The sequence below is a fragment of the Campylobacter sp. JH23 genome, assembly GCF_017846595.1.
Lineage (GTDB): Bacteria > Campylobacterota > Campylobacteria > Campylobacterales > Campylobacteraceae > Campylobacter_D > Campylobacter_D coli.
Genome location: NZ_JAEQBP010000004.1, coordinates 212,965 through 233,259, shown reverse-complemented (window position 1 = coordinate 233,259; position 20,295 = coordinate 212,965). Strand labels below are relative to the sequence as shown.

At 31.1% G+C, this 20,295-nt stretch carries 21 protein-coding genes; 16 read left to right on the top strand and 5 right to left on the bottom strand.

The window, feature by feature from the left end:
* Positions 1 to 5 precede the first annotated feature (5 nt).
* Genes secF through yajC form a run of 3 tightly spaced genes read right to left on the bottom strand, consistent with a single transcriptional unit; the run spans position 6 to position 2,822 of the window.
* Positions 6 to 977 carry a protein translocase subunit SecF gene (gene secF / locus KAR88_RS05580; protein WP_002777148.1) on the bottom strand — a complete coding sequence of 324 codons (972 nt, stop codon included), beginning with the start codon at positions 975 to 977 and terminating at the stop codon, positions 6 to 8.
* Positions 977 to 2,557 carry a protein translocase subunit SecD gene (gene secD / locus KAR88_RS05575; protein ID WP_002799251.1) on the bottom strand — a complete coding sequence of 527 codons (1,581 nt, stop codon included), beginning with the start codon at positions 2,555 to 2,557 and terminating at the stop codon, positions 977 to 979. Before secD ends, secF begins: the two co-directional genes overlap by 1 nt.
* On the bottom strand, positions 2,550 to 2,822 hold the full coding sequence (gene yajC, locus KAR88_RS05570; RefSeq protein WP_002777154.1) for a preprotein translocase subunit YajC: 273 nt from the start codon (positions 2,820 to 2,822) through the stop codon (positions 2,550 to 2,552). Before yajC ends, secD begins: the two co-directional genes overlap by 8 nt.
* On the opposite strand from yajC, the gene KAR88_RS05565 reads away from it, so the two are divergent.
* From KAR88_RS05565 to KAR88_RS05555, 3 genes are all read left to right on the top strand, one after another.
* A complete protein-coding gene (locus KAR88_RS05565) occupies positions 2,795 to 4,114 on the top strand; it encodes an apolipoprotein N-acyltransferase (protein WP_002783373.1) in 1,320 nt (439 codons plus the stop codon). The genes yajC and KAR88_RS05565 overlap by 28 nt on opposite strands.
* Positions 4,115 to 4,255: 141 nt before the next feature.
* Positions 4,256 to 5,017, top strand: a complete 762-nt coding sequence (locus KAR88_RS05560) for an SDR family oxidoreductase (RefSeq protein ID WP_002803772.1) — start codon at positions 4,256 to 4,258, stop codon at positions 5,015 to 5,017.
* Positions 5,018 to 5,094: 77 nt separating this feature from the next.
* Positions 5,095 to 6,285 carry a hypothetical protein gene (locus KAR88_RS05555; protein WP_023890823.1) on the top strand — a complete coding sequence of 397 codons (1,191 nt, stop codon included), beginning with the start codon at positions 5,095 to 5,097 and terminating at the stop codon, positions 6,283 to 6,285.
* Here the strand turns inward: KAR88_RS05555 and KAR88_RS05550 are convergent.
* Both KAR88_RS05550 and metK read right to left on the bottom strand, forming a co-directional pair.
* On the bottom strand, positions 6,282 to 6,440 hold the full coding sequence (locus KAR88_RS05550; protein WP_002782163.1) for a hypothetical protein: 159 nt from the start codon (positions 6,438 to 6,440) through the stop codon (positions 6,282 to 6,284). The genes KAR88_RS05555 and KAR88_RS05550 overlap by 4 nt on opposite strands.
* A 211-nt stretch (positions 6,441 to 6,651) precedes the next feature.
* Positions 6,652 to 7,851, bottom strand: coding sequence for a methionine adenosyltransferase (metK, locus tag KAR88_RS05545; protein ID WP_002777165.1), 1,200 nt, complete (start codon positions 7,849 to 7,851; stop codon positions 6,652 to 6,654).
* 151 nt (positions 7,852 to 8,002) lie between these two features.
* Between metK and sstT the strand changes: the two genes are divergently transcribed.
* Genes sstT through aat form a run of 13 tightly spaced genes read left to right on the top strand, consistent with a single transcriptional unit; the run spans position 8,003 to position 20,231 of the window.
* The gene (gene sstT / locus KAR88_RS05540) at positions 8,003 to 9,226 is read left to right on the top strand and encodes a serine/threonine transporter SstT (protein WP_002777168.1); all 1,224 of its coding nucleotides are present in this window, start codon (positions 8,003 to 8,005) and stop codon (positions 9,224 to 9,226) included.
* Between the two features lie 5 nt (positions 9,227 to 9,231).
* Positions 9,232 to 10,113 carry an aspartate carbamoyltransferase catalytic subunit gene (locus KAR88_RS05535; protein WP_002777170.1) on the top strand — a complete coding sequence of 294 codons (882 nt, stop codon included), beginning with the start codon at positions 9,232 to 9,234 and terminating at the stop codon, positions 10,111 to 10,113.
* 9 nt (positions 10,114 to 10,122) lie between these two features.
* The gene (locus KAR88_RS05530) at positions 10,123 to 11,838 is read left to right on the top strand and encodes a M3 family oligoendopeptidase (protein WP_192801280.1); all 1,716 of its coding nucleotides are present in this window, start codon (positions 10,123 to 10,125) and stop codon (positions 11,836 to 11,838) included.
* The gene (locus KAR88_RS05525) at positions 11,838 to 12,275 is read left to right on the top strand and encodes a hypothetical protein (RefSeq protein WP_002777175.1); all 438 of its coding nucleotides are present in this window, start codon (positions 11,838 to 11,840) and stop codon (positions 12,273 to 12,275) included. Before KAR88_RS05530 ends, KAR88_RS05525 begins: the two co-directional genes overlap by 1 nt.
* Positions 12,272 to 14,332 (top strand): UvrD-helicase domain-containing protein, encoded by a 2,061-nt coding sequence (locus tag KAR88_RS05520; RefSeq protein ID WP_192801281.1) that lies wholly within the window; start codon positions 12,272 to 12,274, stop codon positions 14,330 to 14,332. Before KAR88_RS05525 ends, KAR88_RS05520 begins: the two co-directional genes overlap by 4 nt.
* Complete coding sequence (truB, locus tag KAR88_RS05515; protein WP_002777177.1) at positions 14,329 to 15,147, top strand: tRNA pseudouridine(55) synthase TruB; 819 nt, start codon at positions 14,329 to 14,331, stop codon at positions 15,145 to 15,147. Before KAR88_RS05520 ends, truB begins: the two co-directional genes overlap by 4 nt.
* The gene (csrA, locus tag KAR88_RS05510; protein ID WP_002777178.1) at positions 15,141 to 15,368 is read left to right on the top strand and encodes a carbon storage regulator CsrA; all 228 of its coding nucleotides are present in this window, start codon (positions 15,141 to 15,143) and stop codon (positions 15,366 to 15,368) included. Before truB ends, csrA begins: the two co-directional genes overlap by 7 nt.
* On the top strand, positions 15,365 to 16,135 hold the full coding sequence (locus KAR88_RS05505) for a 4-(cytidine 5'-diphospho)-2-C-methyl-D-erythritol kinase (RefSeq protein WP_002843227.1): 771 nt from the start codon (positions 15,365 to 15,367) through the stop codon (positions 16,133 to 16,135). The genes csrA and KAR88_RS05505 overlap by 4 nt, the downstream gene beginning before the upstream one ends.
* Positions 16,132 to 16,584 carry an SsrA-binding protein SmpB gene (gene smpB, locus KAR88_RS05500; RefSeq protein ID WP_002777180.1) on the top strand — a complete coding sequence of 151 codons (453 nt, stop codon included), beginning with the start codon at positions 16,132 to 16,134 and terminating at the stop codon, positions 16,582 to 16,584. The genes KAR88_RS05505 and smpB overlap by 4 nt, the downstream gene beginning before the upstream one ends.
* A 9-nt stretch (positions 16,585 to 16,593) precedes the next feature.
* Entirely contained in the window at positions 16,594 to 17,199 is a 606-nt protein-coding gene (locus KAR88_RS05495) for a TlpA disulfide reductase family protein (protein WP_002777181.1), read from the top strand.
* A complete protein-coding gene (locus KAR88_RS05490; protein ID WP_002777182.1) occupies positions 17,199 to 17,489 on the top strand; it encodes an ATP-dependent Clp protease adaptor ClpS in 291 nt (96 codons plus the stop codon). Before KAR88_RS05495 ends, KAR88_RS05490 begins: the two co-directional genes overlap by 1 nt.
* The gene (locus KAR88_RS05485) at positions 17,486 to 19,603 is read left to right on the top strand and encodes an AAA family ATPase (RefSeq protein WP_002777183.1); all 2,118 of its coding nucleotides are present in this window, start codon (positions 17,486 to 17,488) and stop codon (positions 19,601 to 19,603) included. The genes KAR88_RS05490 and KAR88_RS05485 overlap by 4 nt, the downstream gene beginning before the upstream one ends.
* The gene (gene aat, locus KAR88_RS05480) at positions 19,578 to 20,231 is read left to right on the top strand and encodes a leucyl/phenylalanyl-tRNA--protein transferase (protein ID WP_002777184.1); all 654 of its coding nucleotides are present in this window, start codon (positions 19,578 to 19,580) and stop codon (positions 20,229 to 20,231) included. Before KAR88_RS05485 ends, aat begins: the two co-directional genes overlap by 26 nt.
* Positions 20,232 to 20,295 lie beyond the last annotated feature (64 nt).

Sequence of the window (20,295 nt, the reverse complement as noted above, 5' to 3'; positions counted from 1 at the left end):
TTCCTTTAAACCGTTCCTTTTTCATACATTGCACGATTGCGTTCTTTTTCTTGCTTTCTTTTAAGTTTTTCAAGCTCTTTATTTCTAAAATCAATAACACTGAATTTAAACCAAAGTAAAGTCGGACTAGCTACAAAAATAGAACTTAAAGTTCCTACAACAATACCCACTATCAAAGCCAAAGAAAATCCTTGTATCATCTCTCCGCCAAAAAAATAAAGTATGACAACAGTGGCCAAAGTAAGACCTGAAGTTAATACCGTTCTAGATAGGGTTGCTGAAACACTTTCGTTAATAATAGGAGCAAGCTCGCTTTTTTTACTCGTCTTAATTCCCTCTCTAATTCTATCAAAAATGATGATTGTATCATTTAAAGAATATCCAAGCACTGTTAAAACCGCAGCCAAGGTATCTAAATTTACATCGATTTTAAACAATGAAATCGCCCCTAAAGTAATCACAACATCGTGAATTTCGCTAATAATTGCCGCTAATGCAAAACGCCATTCAAAGCGTATTGCGATATAAATTAAAATCGCTACTAAGGATACAATGATAGCCATAATACCTTTATTTCTAAGCTCATCGCCCACTTTTGGACCCACAACATCCGCGCGACGCACTTCAAATTTACCCGTATCTTTTAAAAGGGTGCTAATATGCTCTCCTATATCACTACCTAAGCTATCATTGCTTCCTAAAAAACGGATAGTAATCTCTTCTTTGCTTCCAAATTCAGTTACGGATAAATTTTGAAAACTGCCTTGTTTTTCTAAGATTTCACGAATTTGAGGAATGGGAGCTGCTGTATCGTATTTAAGCTGGATTAAAGTACCTCCACTAAAGTCAATACCAAATTGCAAACCCCTATCCCAAAGCAAATAAATAGACCCAAAAAATAAAACGATAGAAAGAGAAATTGCAGCAAAACGCATTCTCATAAAATCATAAATTTTCTTTTCGCTAAAAAACTGCATTATTTTCTCCTATAACCAAACCAAAATCTTGTATTATTACTTTTTTCAATACGGCGCATAGAATAATCAAACATTCCATGCGTTCCCCAAATAGCAGTAATCATAGAAACAACAATACCAATTCCTAAAGTCACTGCAAATCCTTTAACAGCACCTGTTCCATAAGCATAAAGTGCTATAGAGGTTACAAGAGAGGTGATATTAGAATCTATTATCGCGCTCATAGCATTTTTATAACCTTGCTCTATACTTGCTTTGATATTTGCACCCTCGCGCAAAAGCTCTCTGATACGCTCATTAATGATAACATTGGCATCAACAGCCATACCTACAGTTAAAACAAGTCCTGCCATACCTGGTAAAGTCAAAGTTGCACCAAACATTGCCATTACAGCCACAACAACCAAAACATTAACGAGCATTGCAATATTTGCAAAAATTCCTGCCATACCATAATAAAGCACCATAAATACCACGATAAAAATCGAAGCACCTATAAGAGCTATCATACTCATTTTAATACTATCAGCACCCAAAGATGGACCTATACTTCTTTGCTCTAAAAGTTTAACTGGCGCCAGTAAAGCCCCACTTCTTAAAGCCACAGCCACATCTCGTGCTTCTTCTTGAGTAAAAGCCCCGCTGATTTGACCACTTCCACCGCCTATGCGTTCATTAATCGATGGAGCAGAATATACTTTATTATCAAGCACGATAGCCAAACGCTTTCCAACATTTGCTCCTGTATAATCAGCAAATTTCTTAGAACCTTCAGCATTTAAAGTAAAATTAATAACAGGATAATTACTCGTATCACTAAGCCCTACTCTAGCATCTGTAAGCATAGAACCATCTAAAATAGGAATGCTTTTTAAAGGATATTTTAAATTTGGATTTCTAGAATCAGGAACTAAAACAAGCCCATAGCTTGCCGCTTCAGCATCACTCATATTAGAAGCTTGACTCATTTTAGAATCATCCACTTCCATGAGTTGCAAATGAGCTGCTTTAGTAATGCGCTCTTTAGCCCTTAGTTCATCCTCTTTGGTTTTAATTCCTGCCAATTCGACTAAGATTTTATCTTCGCCTTGTTTTGCAACCGTTGGTTCTGCTAAGCCAAATTGATCCAAACGATTTCTAATAGTCTCAACTGCTTGCAAAAGAGCAAAATTCTCTATACTTTTAACCTCTTCTGAGGTAAAAGAAATTGTATAATGCATATCTTCTCTTTGCACATTAAGTCCATTAATTTCCTTAAGCAAATTCTCAGTCTTAACTATATCTGCATTATCTAATAAAGTAAAATCCAAACTATCATCATGGATATTTAATCCATCGTTTAAAATATTCTCTTTGTTAAAAGAATAACTCAAAGAAGAAGCGACGGATTTGATTTTAGATTTTACAGCCTCTTGATTATCTACACCCAAAAGCATATAAAGTCCGCCTTGTAAATCAAGCCCTAAATTGATTTTCACTCCTCGCTCGGATTGCAAAAAAGAAGGGAGTGAAAAAACAACTCCAAAAATAAATACCGCAATAAAAACAACCAATCGATAAGTGATTTTAGAATTACGCATCAATTTTCTTTGCTATAAATTCTCTTGAAATTTTTGCAGTAACATTGTCTTCATTAAGCTTAACTTTGATAAAATCGTCCTCTGGTTTTACGACTTCACAAATAAGTCCGCCATTAGTGATGATTTTATCTCCTTTTTGCAAAGACTCAAGCATTTGTTTATGTGCTTTTGCTTGTTTTTGTTGTGGTCTTATAACCAAAAAATAAAAAATTGCAAATAGCACAACAAGAGGTAACAATGAAGTTAAAATTGAATTTTCTGCCATATTTTTCCTTTATTCCAAAAAAATTAAACACTAATTCTACCATTTTTAAAATAATAAAAGTCTTTTTTATAGCATTTTTGCTTTCAAATTGTATTTATTTATCTTTTTTTGAAAATATTTTTACCCAAGCGATCAGTTCATTTCTTGCAATTTGGGGCTTAGTCTTGCTTTTAAAAAGCAAAAGTCCTAAGCAATATTTTTGGATAGGATTTTTTGTAGGGATACTTTGGTTTTGGTGGATAGGACTTTCTTCGATTTATTTTGACTTAAATTATTTAGTACCTATAGTTATTATCCTTATAGGTATAGTTTATGGAATACTCTTTAGAATTTGTTATTTATTTAAATTCGATTTTTTACGCCTTTGCGGAATTTTTTGTTTAAGCTTTATTCATCCTTTAGGCTTTGATTGGCTTAATTGGGGAGTTTATACTGTATATGGTTTTTTTGACCCAAGTTATCGTGGTATTATTTGTATTTTTTTACTAGCATATATTATTCATGAAAATTATATTTCAAGATATTATAAAATTGCTATTCTCTTAATTATATTTTTTATAGGCTTTCAATACGATGAAAAAAAATCAGAAGAGCTAAATCTATCCTATAAGCTTATCTCTACAGATATATCTCAAGATCAAAAATTCCTTCAAGAAAATGTATCTGTAAATTCAGACAATCTAATCAAAGAAATTATTCAAGCCATCAATGAAAAAAAAGAGCTCGTCATCTTGCCAGAAACCGCTTTTGCATTTAATCTCAAAAACACCTTATACGAAAAAATGCTAAAAGAGCTATCATACCAAATTATCATCATAACTGGAGCATTTAACATACAAGAGGGTAAAACTTACAATAGTACATATATTTTTAAAGGAGGTAATAGCTATATACTCAATAAACATTTTTTAGTACCTTTTGGGGAAGAAATTCCATTTTTCAAAAAAACAATACAAAAATACTTCTTGCCCAATATAGCAGAATTTGATCAAGGACCATTACAAAGCAAATACAAACTCAATGATCAAATCATTACCAATGCTATTTGTTACGAAGCTACAAAAGAACAAAATTATAAAAATTCAAAAATTATTATAGCCATAAGTAATAATGCTTGGTTTAATTATTCTAGCGAATACAAACTACAAAAACTACTCATGCAATTTTATGCAAGCAAATATGGAGTTAGTGTATACCATGCCACAAATGGCAAGGAAAGTGGTGTAATCAAACCTAAAGAAAAATTTGTGCAAAAGATTAAAAATTATTTTAACAAGCAAGATAAAAGTTAAAAAATTTTTATCTTTGTGCAAAAAATTATATTAAATACACAAGCTCTCAAAAAAATTAATCATTAAATTTTAATTTTAAGATATTTTAAAATTAGATATGTTTTAATAATTTCTTTATAATTTACAAAAGGAGATAATGCTATGGATAAAGTTGTATTTATTACAGGAGGCTCTACTGGTATTGGCAATGCTTGTGTACATAAATTTCATAATGAAGGCTATAAAGTAGCCTTTATGGATATCAATCAAGAAGAAGGACAAAAAATAGCGAATAATTTAAAAGATGTCTTATTTATAGCAGGAGATACAAAAAATAAAGAAGATATTAAAAATGCTGTCGCTAGAGCATTAGAAAAATTTGGAAATTTTGATGTAATTTCTTTAAATGCAGGAATTCATCGCTGCAATACCATTCTTGATATTAGCGATGAGGAGCTTGATTTGATTATTCAAACCAATATTTATGGCTATGTAAACACCATGAGGATCGCCATTCCTCATATGAAAAAAGAAGGCGGAAGTATTGTAATCAATGCCTCTGACCAATGTTTTGTAGGAAAGCCAAATAGCTTTGCATACGGACTTACAAAAGGTGCTTTAGGACAAATAACAAAATCTTTAAGCTTAGATTTAGCACCAAAAATTAGAGTAAATGCTGTATGTGCAGGAACTATCAAAACACCGATGGCAGAGAGATTATTTCAAGACTTTGCCAACATTACACATGGTGGAAATACAGATTTTTATTGGCAAAATGAAGCAGAAAAATATCCTTTAAAAAAAGTAGGACAAGCCAATGAAGTAGCCGAGCTGATTTATTTTTTAGCAAGTCCAAAGGCAAGTTTTATAACTGGTGGACTTTATTTGATTGATGGTGGATTAACAGCAGGAATTCCTCATTAAATACAATTTTTACTTATGAAAAAATCATTTTTGCCGATTTATCTTATAAATAAAACTTTACTTACAGGAAGGCAAAAATGATTAATGGTATAAATTCTTATTCAAACTACAATTACACAAATAATACCTCAAATACAAAATCATCTAATGTCATAGCAAATAATAACCTTGTAAGTGATAAATCACAAGCAGTAGATAAAATTTTAGGCTATGGCGTAGATAAAGAGGGCTTTTTTACAAGTGATTTTAACGAAGCAGCAGGCTTGCCAAAAGATTATAAGATTTATGCAGATGGTTTAAATAATTTTGTAAATAACTTTATTAAAAGACAACCTTTTTACTCTCAAATAGACATTGCCAAAACAATAGGAGATGCTTATAACTCTTTTTCTTCTTTTGTTAAAGATAAGGGATTAGGAGAAAGCTTTCAAGAACAGGATTTAAAAAATCTATCCCAAAAAGATGGGGTAAATTATTGGCAAGAATTACAAAGCGATAATGCTTTCATTTGGAAGCTTGCTGATAAAAATATAGCGGATTTGGGTTCTAATAAATATCAAATACATGATAACAAAATATCTAAAGGTGGTGCTTTAATTGCGTTTTTTATAAATAATCTTAGCACAATTAAAGGACAAACAACCTTACTGGGTAAATTAGCTGGACTTAATAGCGATACGGACAACAATAAAATAAAAGAATTTTTGTCCTTTATGAATAAAAATCCCTTAAAATATTCCTACGAGCAAGATGGCTGGGGCAATCCTATGGGAGATAGTTTATCAATATGGAATTATATAAATAGAGCTAAAAATTTAGGAGATGATAAACTAATAAAAACTATTGAGAATTTAGGAGATGAATACAATAAGCTTATTAATTCTAATATGAGCCTAGAAGAATTTAAAACTAAATATCTTGATTTTAAACAAAGGCACGATGAGTTTGTAAAATCACTAGAAGAAACAGAAAAGGCAAAAGGTGTAGATTATAGCAATCCTTTAAAAAATACAAATAACAAAGAAACTTCAGAAGAAGACAAAGAAAAGCCTTTTAAACCTATACAAGCAGAAAGTAAAAACAAAGAAACTTACAAAGATGATAATGTAAGAAACGAGCTTGTAAAAAAACTATTAGAAGGTAAATTTAGCACAAGCGATGAATTAGAAATTCTTTTTGGTATGAAGTTTAGCGATGATGATACAGGAGAATTTAATAAAATTCTTTCTTTAAACTCTGCACCAAAAAGCATAGATATTAAGGCTTAAGAATTATTTTTATCTATCAAGCCTTTTAATATCCCTTGCATTTTTTTAGAGTTTTCAACCATCTCACTATCAAGATAAAATAACTCTTCGGCTTTATCCTTTGCTTTTTGTAAAGCCTTTAAATCTTTAAAATCTCTTATTAGATATTTAAACAATCGCTTGTCTGTTTTTCTTTCTGCGATTACAAATAAGCTTTTTCTGTCTTTTTCATATTCATAAGAAATGGACTATCATACCTTGTATCGTGGATACTTTTGCCTATATATTCTTTTACAATCTCAATAAGTCTATTGATGAAGTTTGAATTTTAAATTGGTTTTATATTAAGATGAAATTTAAAGTATGATAAGCCTTGAAAAACAAGGCTTATTTAATTAAAGTCTTAAATTGATCTATAGCATCAAGTTTTTCCCAAGGATAATCCTTTTGTCCTACTTGTCCACGAGCTGCTACATCAGCATAAAGAAAAGTATCTTTGCTAGGTTTATCAAGACCAAATTTATCACGAATCCAATTTGGGGTTAAAGAGAAATTTTTCATTACAAAATCACTTAAAACATCATCATTTACCCCTGTATTGGTTCCTAAACAATCTACACTTACAGAAGTAGGTTTAGCAACACCTATGGCGTAACTGAGTTGAACTATACATTTTTTAGCAAGTCCTGCTGCGACTATATTTTTAGCAAGCCATCTGCCCGCATAAAGTCCACTTCTATCAACCTTGGTATAATCCTTGCTAGATTGCGCACCCCCTCCTATAGGAGCATATCCTCCAAAACTATCCACTATAAGTTTTCTTCCTGTTAAACCACTATCATGTAAAGAAGAGTGATTGACATATTTTCCTGTTGGATTGATCAAAATTCTAGTTTTTTCAGGATTAAAAAGTTCTTTTGGTAAATCACTTTCTAGGATCAATTTATTTACTAAAGCTCTTAAATCCTCTATTTTCATACTTTCAACGCAAGGTACAGAAACAACGATAGTATGAATACTTTGCGGTTTACAATTTTCAAAATTAGCTTTTGTACCATAATCAATAGTCACTTGAGTTTTAATATCTACACCCAACTCTTGCGGATGAGCTTTTGCATAAGCATAAACCTTATCACAAAGCGCTCTTGCGTAGCTTATAGCTGCTGGCATATACTCTTTAGCCTCACAACTTGCAAAACCAAACATAATACCTTGATCTCCAGCACCTGTTTCACCATCTTCTTGATCTACACCTTGATTAATATCAGGGCTTTGCTCATTTAAAAATACCATAACATCGACTTCATCAGGATGCAAACATTGTTCTTTACTAAAATATCCTGCTCCATCATAGCCTATATTTTTCAAAACATCTTTAACTAAATTATCGTAATCAGCTTTACTAAGCTTGTGATTTGATTTAACTTCTCCTCCTATCACAACCTTATTTCCTGCGACAAAAACCTCACTCGCCACCCTTGAATTTTTGTCATTTTTCAAGAGTATATCCACTATTGTATCAGCGATTATATCAGCGCATTTATCTGGATGACCTGCGCTTACGACTTCTGAAGTGAATAGATACATAAAAAGTCCTTTCATAAAAAATGAGTTACAATTCTAACTCAAATAAATTTATTCAAGCTTAATGCTTTAAAAAATTCACTAAAATTAAGCAAAAGTTCGTTAAAATCAAGTCCGATATATTGCATCAAATTTCAAAATAATAAAGGTTCTTATGTTCTCAAAACTAGTTCAAAGCTACGCCAAAGGTAGTCTAATCCTTCAAATCTGCGCAGGTATAATTTTAGGCATACTCGTAGGAATAAGCTCTAAGGAAATAGCTGAAGTTGTCAATTTATTGGGAGTTTTATTTACCAATGCTTTAAAAGCTATAGCTCCTATTCTTGTCTTTATACTCATTTTAACTTCGATTTGTACGAGAGATTTTTCTCAAAGTAGTTCTAAGATAAGAAATATTGTCATTTTATATATTGTAGGAACTTTTTTAGCAGCAGCTTGTGCAGTGATTGCAAGTTTTATGTTTCCTGTGGAATTAGTCCTAGAAGGAGTTCAAAAAGCAGAAAATACTTCTCCTATGCATTTAAATGAAATTTTTAAGAATTTACTTTTAAATATAGTAGATAATCCTATCAATGCACTTTCAAGTGGAAATTATTTAGGAATTTTAGCTTGGGCGATAGGCGGTGGTATAGCTTTGAAAAATTGCTCGCAAGAAGCAAAACAAATTTTTGTAGATATCAATGAAGGGGTTTTAAAAATTGTTAAATTTATAGTAAAACTCGCTCCTTTTGGAATTTTTGGTTTGGTGGCTAATTCTGTGGCACAAACAGGAGCACAAGGATTGTTAAGCTACGCAAAACTCTTAGTATTGCTTGTACTTACTATGCTTTTTGTTGCTTTTGTAATCAATGCCTTAATTGTTTTCATTTATACTAGAAAAAATCCTTTTCCTTTGATTTTTATCTGCTTAAGACGCAGCGCTTTTTTTGCTTTTTTTACAAGAAGCTCAGCTGCAAATATTCCTGTAAATATGGCACTTTGTGCTAAACTTGGAATCAATAAAGAATTTTATAGTATCTCCATCCCTCTTGGAGCAACCATAAACATGGCAGGTGCAGCAGTAACCATAGCTATACTAAGCCTTAGCGCCGCACATAGCGTTGGCATACAAGTAAGTTTTTTGCAAGCCTTTTTATTAAGCATTATTGCTACTTTTGCAGCTTGTGGCGCAAGTGGCGTGGCGGGCGGTTCGCTTTTACTTATCCCTTTAGCTTGCTCTTTATTTAACATAGACTATGATATCGCTATGAAAGTAGTTGCAATAGGGTTTATCATAGGCGTAGTACAAGATAGTGTTGAAACGGCATTAAATAGCTCAACAGATGTTTTATTTAGTGCTATTTGTTCTAAAGATGAGTTAAATTACGATATAAGGTAAATACAATGAGGCATCTCATCACAACAAAAGATTTTACTAATGATGAAATAATGGAGCTTTTTGAAGAAGCAAGAAATTTTTTAGATGAAAAACCTAGAACCTTACTCGAAGGCAAAAGTGTTACAACGATATTCTTTGAAAATTCCACGCGTACACTCTCATCCTTTGAAAGTGCCGCAAGAAGACTAGGAGCTAGAATTTTACGCCTTGATGTTTCAAGATCGAGCTCTAGTAAAGGCGAAACACTCTATGATACAGCGACTAATTTAGACGCTATGAGTCCTAATGCTATCATAGTAAGACATGCAAATTCAGGAGTACCTCATATTTTAGCTTCTCATATGCATTGTCCTGTTGTAAATGGTGGAGATGGCAAACATGCACACCCTACTCAAGCCCTACTTGATCTTTTTACAATTTATGAACATTTTAAAGGTGATATCAAGGGTAGAAAAATCTTAATCGTAGGAGATATTAAAAATTCAAGAGTTGCCTCTTCAAACGCTGAGCTTCTAACAAGATTTGGTTTAGATATCACCTTTGTGGCACCGCCCCATTTTATGCCTCATTCACCTTTAAAAAAATCTTATTCTTTAAATGAAGATTTAATCTCAAAAACCGATATTATAATGAGCTTAAGAACACAAACAGAAAGACATAATAAAATCATTTATGGTTCTTTAAAAGATTATGCAAATGATTTTTGTATCAAGCTTGATTTGATTAAAGATAAAAAACTCATCTTGCTCCATCCTGGCCCTGTACATAGAAATATCGATATAAGCGATGAAGTGATGGATGATGAAAGAGCTTTAGTTTTAAAACAAGTTAAAAATGGCGTTGCTATCAGAATGGCTGTTTTAAAAAAATTGATTTTAGAAAGCTAAGGAGAAAATATGTTAACTTGGGATTTGGGAGTATTGTTTAAAAACGAAGATGAATTAGAAAACACAACGCAAAACTATATTCAACAATCTAAAGAATTCAAAAAAAATTATTCTACTACTTTAGATAAATTAAACCCTGATGATTTTCTAAACGCTTTAAAAGAATACGAACATTTACATTTAATACTCTCAAAAATTATGACTTATGCTTATTTATGCTTTGCTAAGGATAGCTCCAAGGGTTCTTTTTATGCTAAATATGAACAAGAATGTAAAAAAATAGAAGAAAATTTATTATTTTTTGAATTAGAATTTTGTGAACTTAGTGAAGAAAAAACTAAAGAATTGATTAAATTTTGCAAAGGCTATGATTTTTACTTGCAAAATCTTCTTCAAAATAAACGCTATAATCTAAGCCAAAAAGAAGAACGCATAATGCTTTATCTTTCAAACACAGGAGCTAATGCTTTTAGTAGATTATTTGATGAAAGCATGACTGCATTAAAAATTCCTTTCGAAGGCAATAAGCTTAGCGAGGAAGAAATTTTAAGCAAGCTTTACAATAATGACAGAAAAATAAGAAAAAAAGCCGCTAAAAAATTTACCAAAGCTCTTGATAAAAATTTAAATTTACTCACTTTTATTTTCAATATGATCAAAACAGAATTAAACAATATCTGCAAATTACGCGGATATGAAAGCGCAGAAACTCCAAGGCACTTGCAAAATCAAATCACCCAACAAAGTGTTGATTCGCTGATTCAAACCACGCAAAAACATTTTTACCTCGTATCTAATTTCTATAAAAGAAAAAAACAAATTTTAGGCTTTAACAAACTTAAAGATTATGATCGTTATGCACCCATTGGCAAAGAGGCAAAATTCAGTTTTGAGGAAAGTAAAAAAATCATTTTAAATGCTTTTTATGATTTTTCTCCTGTTCTTGGAGATATTGCAAAAGAAGCATTTAAAAAGGGTTGGATAGATGTTTATCCACAAGATAAAAAACAAAGTGGTGCTTTTTCACATTCAGCTACCCCAGATACTCATCCTTTTATCTTGCTAAATTATACAGATGGAAGGCGCGATCTTTTTACGCTTGCTCATGAGTTAGGACACACCATACATCAAAAACTTTCTTATAATGTTTCTTTTTTAAATCAAAATACTCCTTTAACTACAGCTGAAACTGCTTCAGTGTTTGCTGAAATGTTGGTATTTGATTATGTTAAAAACAAGCTCAAAAAAGAAGAATTGTTAGCGCTTTATGCTGCAAAAATCGAAGATATTTTTGCCACTCTTTATAGACAGATTAATTTCACTTGTTTTGAAAGACGCATTCATGTTAATGAAAATGAGCTAAAAAGTGAAGAAATTTCTCAAATTTGGATGGAAGAATCTCAAAAAATGTTTGGTGAAAGCGTGGAACTAAGTAAAAATTATGCCCTTTGGTGGAGTTATATTCCTCATTTTATCCATAGCCCTTTTTATTGTTATGCTTATGCTTATGCCCAGCTTTTAGTACTCGCGCTTTATGGGCTTTACAAGAGCAATGCTTGTAGCAATTTTAAAGAACTTTATATCAAAATGCTCTCTCTTGGAGGAAGCGTGAGTCCAAAAGAACTTGTGGGAATGTTTGGATTTGATATAGAAGATAAAAGCTTTTGGGAAATAGGTATAGTAGAAATCAAAAAACTTATCGATGAATTTATGAGGCTAAAATAATGATAGAAAAAATTCTTGAAAATGAAAATTTCATTGCTTTAATGCAAAAAAATTGCTATGATTTACTTTCAATCTTAATCCAAGAAAATATAGAATTTTCTATAGTGGCTAATACAAATTTTATTGATTTTGATCCTGTGTTGCCTGAAAATTTGGATGTTAAACAAAATCCTTTTGCATTATTTGTCCTTGGAGGATATACTTTTGAGTCCATTCAATTAGAAAAAGATCATATACAATTTCATGCAGGTTTTGGTCCTGATGATTTTGCTAGCTATGTTAAAGTAGATCTTGGAGCAATTACTCAAATTCAAGTTGAAAATAGTGTTTTGTTTGTTAATTTTAGTTTTTACAAACGCAAAGATAATACAAAGTCACAAAAATCCAAAAATATCTTTTTAAACAACCCTAAAAACAAAGACATTTTCAAAAAATGAATTTATTTACAGGTTTAAACGAAAGTCAAAAAGAGGCTGCAAGTCATATCGATGGCCCTATGCTTATACTAGCAGGTGCAGGTAGTGGAAAAACCAAAACAATTACAACGCGTCTTGCCTATATGATTGGGGAAGTTGGAATTCCTGCTATCAATACCCTAACCCTAACCTTTACAAACAAGGCTGCAAGTGTGATGAAAAATAGAGCCTTAAGCCTTCTTAATAGCAATGAAAATCCTTTACTTTGCACTTTTCATAAATTTGGCTTATTGTTTTTAAAACTCCATATAGAAAGATTAGGAAGAAAAAATAATTTTATTATCATCGATAATGATGATTCTAAAAAAATTTTAAAAGAACTCATTAATGATGATAAAACTAGCCCTCATCAAATTCTTCAGTTTATCTCGCACTTTAAAAATGAAAGTAAAAGTGTTCAAGATGTATTTAATGATCTAGAATTGTTAAAAGATAATGAAATCAAACACCAAGCCTTGCAAAAAATTGCTATTTATTATCAAAACTATCAAGAATATTTACTCAAGCACAATTTCGTAGATTTTGATGATCTTTTACTTTTGACCAATATTCTTTTGGAAAATGATCAAAATTTCGCCAAAGAGCAAAGCTCTTTTTATCGTTATATCACAGTCGATGAATATCAAGATACCAATGCTTTACAATACAAAATTCTTAAAAATCTTTGCTGCGTTCATGAAAATATATGCGTTGTAGGGGATGATGATCAAAGCATTTATAGTTGGCGTGGTGCAAAGATAGAAAATATTTTAAATTTCCAAAGTGAATTTTCAAATGTAAAACTTGTTAAATTAGAGCAAAATTATCGTTCTGTGGGTATGATTTTAAAAGCTGCTAATAACCTAATATCACACAATAAAAAACGTCTTGGAAAAACCCTACTTTGCACAAAAGATGAGGGTGAAGATATTCAAATTCTAAGTTCAGATAATGAAAAAATCGAAAGTGCATTGGTGGCTAAAAAAATCAAAGAGCTTTTAAATTCGGGCATTTATGCTGGAGAAATTGCTGTTTTATTTCGTATCAATGCTCTTTCAAGATCCATAGAGGAAGCCTTTATGAAGGAAAAAATTCCTTATAAATTGCTAAGCGGAATGCGTTTTTATGAAAGACTTGAAATCAAAGATCTCATTTGCTATTTTAGAATTTTAATCAACCCTAATGATGATTTATCCTTTAAACGCATTATCAATAGGCCTAAAAGAAGCATAGGTGAAAAAGCTTTACAAAATTTAGAAGATTATGCACAAAAAAGAAAAATTTCACTCTTTGAAGCATTGTGCGAAAGCGATGGCAGTGTGGGAATTTTTTCTCTTAAAAAAGCACAAAATGAGGCAAAAAAATTCATACAAAATATTTACAAACTTAGAGAATATTCTGATTTAAAAAAAATGATTGAAAAATTTGAAGAACTTTTTGCTCTTAAAGAATTTTACGCTCTTCAAGAGGATGGCGATGAGCGCGTATTAAATATTGATGAATTTTATGCAAGCATCAAAGAAAAAATAAAAGAAGAACCACAAACAACCCTAGAAGATATTTTAAGTGAAATTTCACTGTTAAGCGATCAAGATGGGATTGAGGGAGAATGTGTATATCTTATGAGTGTGCATGCGAGCAAGGGTTTGGAATTTGATCATGTATTTATAGTAGGACTTGAAGAAGGATTTTTTCCTTTGAATGAAAGCGATATAGAAGAAGAAAGACGCCTTGCTTATGTGGCTATCACTCGCGCTAAAAAATGTCTATCGCTAAGCATTGCAAAATCTCGTTTTTACCGAGGAAGTCGCACGGAATTAGACTCTAGTCGTTTTTTAGAAGAAAGTCAATTAACAGAAAAAATCTCTATAAACAAAACCGAACAAGGATATCATAAAGGAGATCTAGTCAAACATAAAATTTTTGGCATAGGACGCGTTATTAGTGTCAATAAAAGCGCAAAAGAAGAAAAACTTACCATAAATTTTGGCGGGATAGAACGCATTATTATGGCAAGTTTTGTGGAAAAAGCCGTATGAATAAAATTTTTGTTGCTTTTAAACCCGCAGAAATGAGTTCTAATGCTTTTTTAGGTCAGATAAAAAAAAGATATAAAAATAAAAAGGCAGGTTATTCAGGAACCTTAGATCCCTTTGCCAAAGGAGTTTTAATAGTCGCCTTTGGGCAATACACTAAGCTTTTTAGATTTTTAAAAAAAACTCCAAAAACATACCAAGCAACACTTTGGCTTGGGGTTAAATCTCTAAGTCTTGATAATAAAAACATACAAGAAATAAAGCTTATAAAAGCTTTTGACATTAAACTCTTAGAACAAATCAAAATGGAACTTTTAGGAAAAATTTCTTATACTCCACCGCAATTTAGTGCTAAAAGAATAGAAGGTAAAAGAGCTTATGAATTTGCCAAAAGAGGTGAAAATATAGAGTTAAAATCTTGTATAATGGAAATTTTCTCTTGCAAAATCATACATTATACTCATCCCTTTTTACAGCTTGAATTAAGCGTTAGCGAAGGAGCTTATATAAGATCTTATTGTGAGCTTTTTGCTAAAAAATTAGGTATTAATGCCACTTTAAGTTCTCTTGAGCGCACCCGTGAGGGAGAATTTTTTTATAATCACGAAAAAAGCTTAAATGTGTTAGAATATCTAAATTTAAAGCCCAATTTCATTAAAGATTTAACAAAACTTGAAAATGGCACTAAAATATCCTTGGAAGAATTAAAATTTCAAGATGAGGGTTTTTATTATATAGAAAATAAAAAGTATTTTAGTATTATAAATATTAAAGAAAATAAAGTAGAATATCTTTTAAATAAGGTTGAAAAATGTTAATATTATCGCGAAAAGAAAATGAAAGTATTGTTATTGGTGAAGGAATTGAAATCAAAATCGTTCAAACTGGAAAAGGATATGCCAAAATAGGCATCGATGCTCCAAAATCTCTAATGATTTTAAGAAAAGAACTCCTTACTCAAATCAAAGATGAGAATTTACATTCTGTGGTAAAAAACGATGTTAAATTAGATGATTTAAGCAAAAAATTGATCCCATGAAAGCATATGCTAAAGCAAATATTTTTTTAAAACTTGTCGGATTTGATAAAAGACGATATCATCTTTTAGAATCTCGCTTTATACTTTTAAAAAACCTTTTTGATGAAATTCATATCGTTGAAAAAAGCTCTAATTCTCCTAAAGGTTTTGAAATCATTAGCAATTTTAATTGCGAGGATAATATCATCACAAAAGCTTATCATTTACTTTGTCAAAATGGCTATCAAAATAAATTAGAAGAATTTTTTAAAACCAAAAGCTTAAAATTAATCAAAAATATCCCCACATGTGCAGGACTTGGGGGAGGTAGTAGTGATTGCGCAAGTTTTTTAATGCTAATTAATGAAGAACTAAACTTAAAATTAAGCACTCAAAAACTTATAGAATTAAGCACTCAACTAGGCAGTGATATTGCTTTTTTCTTGAGTGGTTTTGAAAGTGCTAATGTAAGCGGATGTGGTGAAATCATAGAAGAATTTAATGATACTATACCGAGCCTAGAATGGGTTTTTCCTGAAGTATCTTGTCAAACTAAAAAAGTTTATGATGAATTTGATAAAGGGGAAATTGATTTTGAAAAAAACATTCTTGAAGCTAAAATTTACAAAGATTTAAACACGAAAGAACTTTTAGAAACTTTTAAAAATACCCGGCTTAATGATTTATTTACTCCTTGTGTAACTTTATATCCTAAAATGTTTCTTTTTTTAGAACAAGGTTTTTTCCTAAGTGGAAGCGGAAGTAGTGTTTTTAAGGTACATCAATGAAAGTCATTGCTAGAAATAAAAAAGCCTTATTTGATTATAGCATTATAGAACGCTTTGAATCAGGAGTGGTTTTAAAGGGTAGTGAAGTCGTGGCTTTACGCGCTGGAAGGGCAAATTTAAAAGACTCTTTTGTGCGTATTATTAAGGGTGAATTATTTTTGCTAAATGCTCATATATCGCACCTTAGCACTACGCATTCTTATTATAAACATGAAGAAAGAGCTGCTAGAAAACTTTTAATGCACCGCAAACAAATAGATAAGCTTTTAGGCAAAGTTAGTATTGAGGGATACACCTTGGTAGTCTTAGAACTCTATTTTAACCATAAAAACAAAGTTAAAGCCACGCTAGCCTTAGCCAAAGGAAAAAATCTGCACGATAAACGCGAAAGTTTAAAGAAAAAACAAGCAGATATGGAAGCAAGATCTGCTATGAAAAATTACAAATAAAGGACTAGTATGAAAAAGAAAACGATATTGTCATTTTTTATCATTATAGGTTTTTTTATAAGCGCTTGCTCGCACCAAGAAGACATACAAAATGATTTTATGTTTGAAGAATACAGCAAAGGCGATAAGATTGTATTAAATAGCGTAAATGGAGGAGCTAAAACCTTAATTCGAACCGATAAAGGCTTCATTGTTGAAGGCGAGGAAGATAAAGTGTTGATGATTGATTTTTTTGGAACTTTTTGCGCTCCTTGCAAAGAAGAAGCTTTAGAGCTTAGCAAACTTTGGAAAAATAACTCAAATAAATTTATTATCATGGGGCTAACACATTTTGAAGATGTAAGTGATGAAACGGTTAAAAAATTTGCTGATGATTATGGAGCTTATTATTTCTTAAGTAATGATTCGCAAAATGATCGTATTATTGCTCAAATTTTAAAAGATATAGATTATCAAAGCATGGAGCAATTGCCTTTTAAAGTAGTAATGAAAAATGGAATTTATCAAAATCTTAGCAATTATTGGGATAGTAACACTTCAACAAATTTTTATTTAGGTAAAATTCCAACAGATTTTATACAAGATGATTTAGATAAAATTTATAAAGAAAAATAATGCCAAAGTTAAAAGTATTAGAAAAAAGTAAGCTTAAAGAGCCTAAAATGTTTAAGGTTATATTATTAAACGATGATGTAACCACGATGGACTTTGTTATTGAAGTTTTAATCAATATTTTCTACCATGATTTTGAAACAGCTAATAAAATTATGTTAGAGGTTCATCTTAATGGCAGTGGAATTTGTGGAATTTACACTCAAGAAATTGCACTTTCAAAGCAAAAAAAAGTTTCTGATGCTGCTAAATTGGCAAATTTTCCTTTACAAACTAGAGTGGAAGAAGAATGAAATATCAAGAAAATTTACAAAAATACCTTGATAATGCTAAACATTTAAGCACTATCAATCGTCATGAATTTACAACTTGTGAGCATGTGCTTTTTGCTATATTAAAACTAAGTTCAGATTTTAAATCAATATTTGAAGAACTCGCAGATGCCGAATTTGAACTTTTAGAAAGTGAACTTAAAAATTATATAGCAGAAAAAAACCAAAGTTTGGATCAAGAAATCGAACCTGTTAATTCTATAGTTTTAGATGAAATTCTTAATCATAAAAATGAAATAAAAATCATTGATTTTTTAGAAAAACTCATCCAAGATGATAGGACATATTCGAGCTTTCTTTTACAAAAACATGGTATGAATTTAGAAAAAATTCAAGATTTTAAACAAAATAGCGAAATAGAAAATTTAAATTCTTACGCAAGCGACTTAACGCTTTTGGCGCAAAAAGGTAAAATAGACCCTTTAATAGGAAGAAAATTCGAGCTTGAGCGCATTATACAAATCCTATCAAGACGCAAGAAAAACAATCCTATTTTAATCGGAGAAGCTGGAGTTGGAAAAACTGCGATAGTTGAAGGACTTGCATTGGCCATTGCTGAAAAAAAAGTTCCAAAAAATTTGCAAAATGCTAAAATTTTTAGCCTAGATATAGCAGGATTGCTTTCAGGGACTAAATATCGTGGCGATTTTGAAAAACGAATCAAAGAAGTCTTAGAAGGACTTCAAAAACTTCCTAATGCTATCTTATTTATAGATGAAATTCACACCATAGTTGGAGCTGGAGCAACTGGAGAATCACATACAGATTTTTCTAATCTACTCAAGCCAGCCTTAAGCAATGGCACTTTAAAATGTATAGGTGCAACCACTTTTATGGAATATAAAAATACTTTTGATAAAAACAAAGCCTTAAGTCGCCGTTTTGCTAAAATCAATGTAGATGAACCAAGCCAAGAAGAAGCTTTTCAAATTTTACAAGGTTTAAAAAGCAAATATGAGGATTTTCATAAGATTAAAATTAGTGATGAAGTCCTTCAGCAAGCTATTGTTTGGGGCAAGAAATTTTTCAGCGATAAATACCTTCCTGATAGTGCTATAGATCTTATCGATGAGCTTGGAGCTTCTTATGTTCTTAAGGCAAAAACTAAAAAAAATGCCGATATTAAAGATTTAGAACAAGTTTTAGCCAAAATGACTCATCATCATAAAATGTTTGAATTTGATCAAAATAAAGCCTTGATGAATCTAAGTCTTAATTTAAAGGCAAAAATATTTGGTCAAGATGAAGTGATTGACAAGCTTGTTGCGACCCTAAAACAAAGTTTTGCAGGATTTAAAAATTTAAATACCCCACGAGGAGTATTTTTATTTACAGGATCTAGCGGAGTTGGAAAAACTGAACTTTGCAAAGTTTTAGCAGAATTTTTAGGTTTAAATTTAGAGCGTTTTGATATGAGCGAATATGCAGAAAAACATAGCATAAGCAAACTCATAGGTTCTCCTGCAGGATATGTGGGATATGAAGATGGAGGACTTTTAAGCAATGCGGTTCGAAAAAATCCTTTCAGTCTTATCCTCTTTGATGAGATAGAAAAAGCTCATCCTGATTTAAGCAATACTTTCTTGCAAATCTTTGATAATGCAGAGCTTACAGACAATAGTGGCCTTAAAGCTGACTTTAAAAATACTATTATAATCATGACTTCAAATTTAGGGCTAAAAGAAAGCAATGAGCTTGGATTCCTAAGCAAAAATGAAGAAAAAAGCAACCGTGCTATTAAAGATTTTTTTGCACCTGAATTTATCAATCGTATTGATAAAATTCTTCATTTTAACGATCTAGATGATACTGTGCTTGTTAAAATCATTCAAAAAGAATTAGATGAAATTTCTAAAAATCTTAAAAATATCCAATTAGTTGCTGATGAAAAAGCTAAGCTATACTTAGCGAAAAAAGCCTACAATAAAGAATTTGGAGTAAGATTATTAAAACGCATTATTTCCGAAGAAATCGGAGAAAAAATCAGTGATGAAATTTTATTTGGAAAACTTAAAAAAGGTGGGATAGCTAAAATCAAGCTTAATAAAAATGGAAAGCTCGATCTTATATTCTAAACTTATGGATGCGCCCAAAGACGCACCCGTTTTTTTAAGTCAAAAACTAGAACCTGATTTTATCTTAAAAGCCTATCGTTTTGGGCTTTTTCCATGGACCAACAAACCCGTTACTTGGTGGTGCCCTGATCCTAGATGTGTATTAAATCCCAGCGAAATTCATATCCAAAAAAATATGAAAAAATTTATCAATCTTTATCAAATTAAACTTGATTATGATTTTTTAAGCCTTATCCATTTGTGTCGCAACACGCGTCCTCAAAGTTGGATTGATGATGAGTTTATAGAAAATTACTATGAGCTTTTTAAACAAGGATACGTTCATACTTTAGAACTTTATGAGGATAAAGAATTAATTGGGGGAATTTATGGACTGATTATAGGTAAGGTTTTTTTTGGAGAAAGTATGGTAAGCCTTAGAAAAAATGCTTCAAAAATAGCTTTAATCAAACTTTGCAAGCTTCTTAAACCCTATGATTTTGTCATAGATTGTCAAGTTTATAATAAACATTTAGAATTTATGGGAGCTAAAAATATCGAAAGAAAAATATTTTTAAATATTTTAAAAGAAAAATGTGATCAAGAAAGTGGATTTACAAATTTTAGCACCTTAATCAATCAAATATAACTTCTCTTCATTTTTATACTTATTTTTTAATTTTTGATTATCATTAGCTTGTGATTTGCATTCA

Excerpts from the sequence above, each read along its gene's own strand:
- secF (WP_002777148.1), bottom strand. The coding sequence starts at position 977 with ATGCAGTTTTTTAGCGAAAAGAAAATTTATGATTTTATGAGAATGCGT.
- KAR88_RS05495 (WP_002777181.1), top strand. The coding sequence starts at position 16,594 with ATGAAAAAGAAAACGATATTGTCATTTTTTATCATTATAGGTTTTTTT.
- csrA (WP_002777178.1), top strand. The coding sequence starts at position 15,141 with ATGTTAATATTATCGCGAAAAGAAAATGAAAGTATTGTTATTGGTGAA.
- KAR88_RS05535 (WP_002777170.1), top strand. The coding sequence starts at position 9,232 with ATGAGGCATCTCATCACAACAAAAGATTTTACTAATGATGAAATAATG.
- KAR88_RS05485 (WP_002777183.1), top strand. The coding sequence starts at position 17,486 with ATGAAATATCAAGAAAATTTACAAAAATACCTTGATAATGCTAAACAT.
- yajC (WP_002777154.1), bottom strand. The coding sequence starts at position 2,822 with ATGGCAGAAAATTCAATTTTAACTTCATTGTTACCTCTTGTTGTGCTA.
- KAR88_RS05560 (WP_002803772.1), top strand. The coding sequence starts at position 4,256 with ATGGATAAAGTTGTATTTATTACAGGAGGCTCTACTGGTATTGGCAAT.
- aat (WP_002777184.1), top strand. The coding sequence starts at position 19,578 with ATGGAAAGCTCGATCTTATATTCTAAACTTATGGATGCGCCCAAAGAC.
- KAR88_RS05490 (WP_002777182.1), top strand. The coding sequence starts at position 17,199 with ATGCCAAAGTTAAAAGTATTAGAAAAAAGTAAGCTTAAAGAGCCTAAA.
- KAR88_RS05525 (WP_002777175.1), top strand. The coding sequence starts at position 11,838 with ATGATAGAAAAAATTCTTGAAAATGAAAATTTCATTGCTTTAATGCAA.
- smpB (WP_002777180.1), top strand. The coding sequence starts at position 16,132 with ATGAAAGTCATTGCTAGAAATAAAAAAGCCTTATTTGATTATAGCATT.
- KAR88_RS05505 (WP_002843227.1), top strand. The coding sequence starts at position 15,365 with ATGAAAGCATATGCTAAAGCAAATATTTTTTTAAAACTTGTCGGATTT.
- KAR88_RS05530 (WP_192801280.1), top strand. The coding sequence starts at position 10,123 with ATGTTAACTTGGGATTTGGGAGTATTGTTTAAAAACGAAGATGAATTA.
- sstT (WP_002777168.1), top strand. The coding sequence starts at position 8,003 with ATGTTCTCAAAACTAGTTCAAAGCTACGCCAAAGGTAGTCTAATCCTT.
- metK (WP_002777165.1), bottom strand. The coding sequence starts at position 7,851 with ATGTATCTATTCACTTCAGAAGTCGTAAGCGCAGGTCATCCAGATAAA.
- KAR88_RS05555 (WP_023890823.1), top strand. The coding sequence starts at position 5,095 with ATGATTAATGGTATAAATTCTTATTCAAACTACAATTACACAAATAAT.
- KAR88_RS05565 (WP_002783373.1), top strand. The coding sequence starts at position 2,795 with ATGAAGTTAAAATTGAATTTTCTGCCATATTTTTCCTTTATTCCAAAA.
- truB (WP_002777177.1), top strand. The coding sequence starts at position 14,329 with ATGAATAAAATTTTTGTTGCTTTTAAACCCGCAGAAATGAGTTCTAAT.
- secD (WP_002799251.1), bottom strand. The coding sequence starts at position 2,557 with ATGCGTAATTCTAAAATCACTTATCGATTGGTTGTTTTTATTGCGGTA.
- KAR88_RS05520 (WP_192801281.1), top strand. The coding sequence starts at position 12,272 with ATGAATTTATTTACAGGTTTAAACGAAAGTCAAAAAGAGGCTGCAAGT.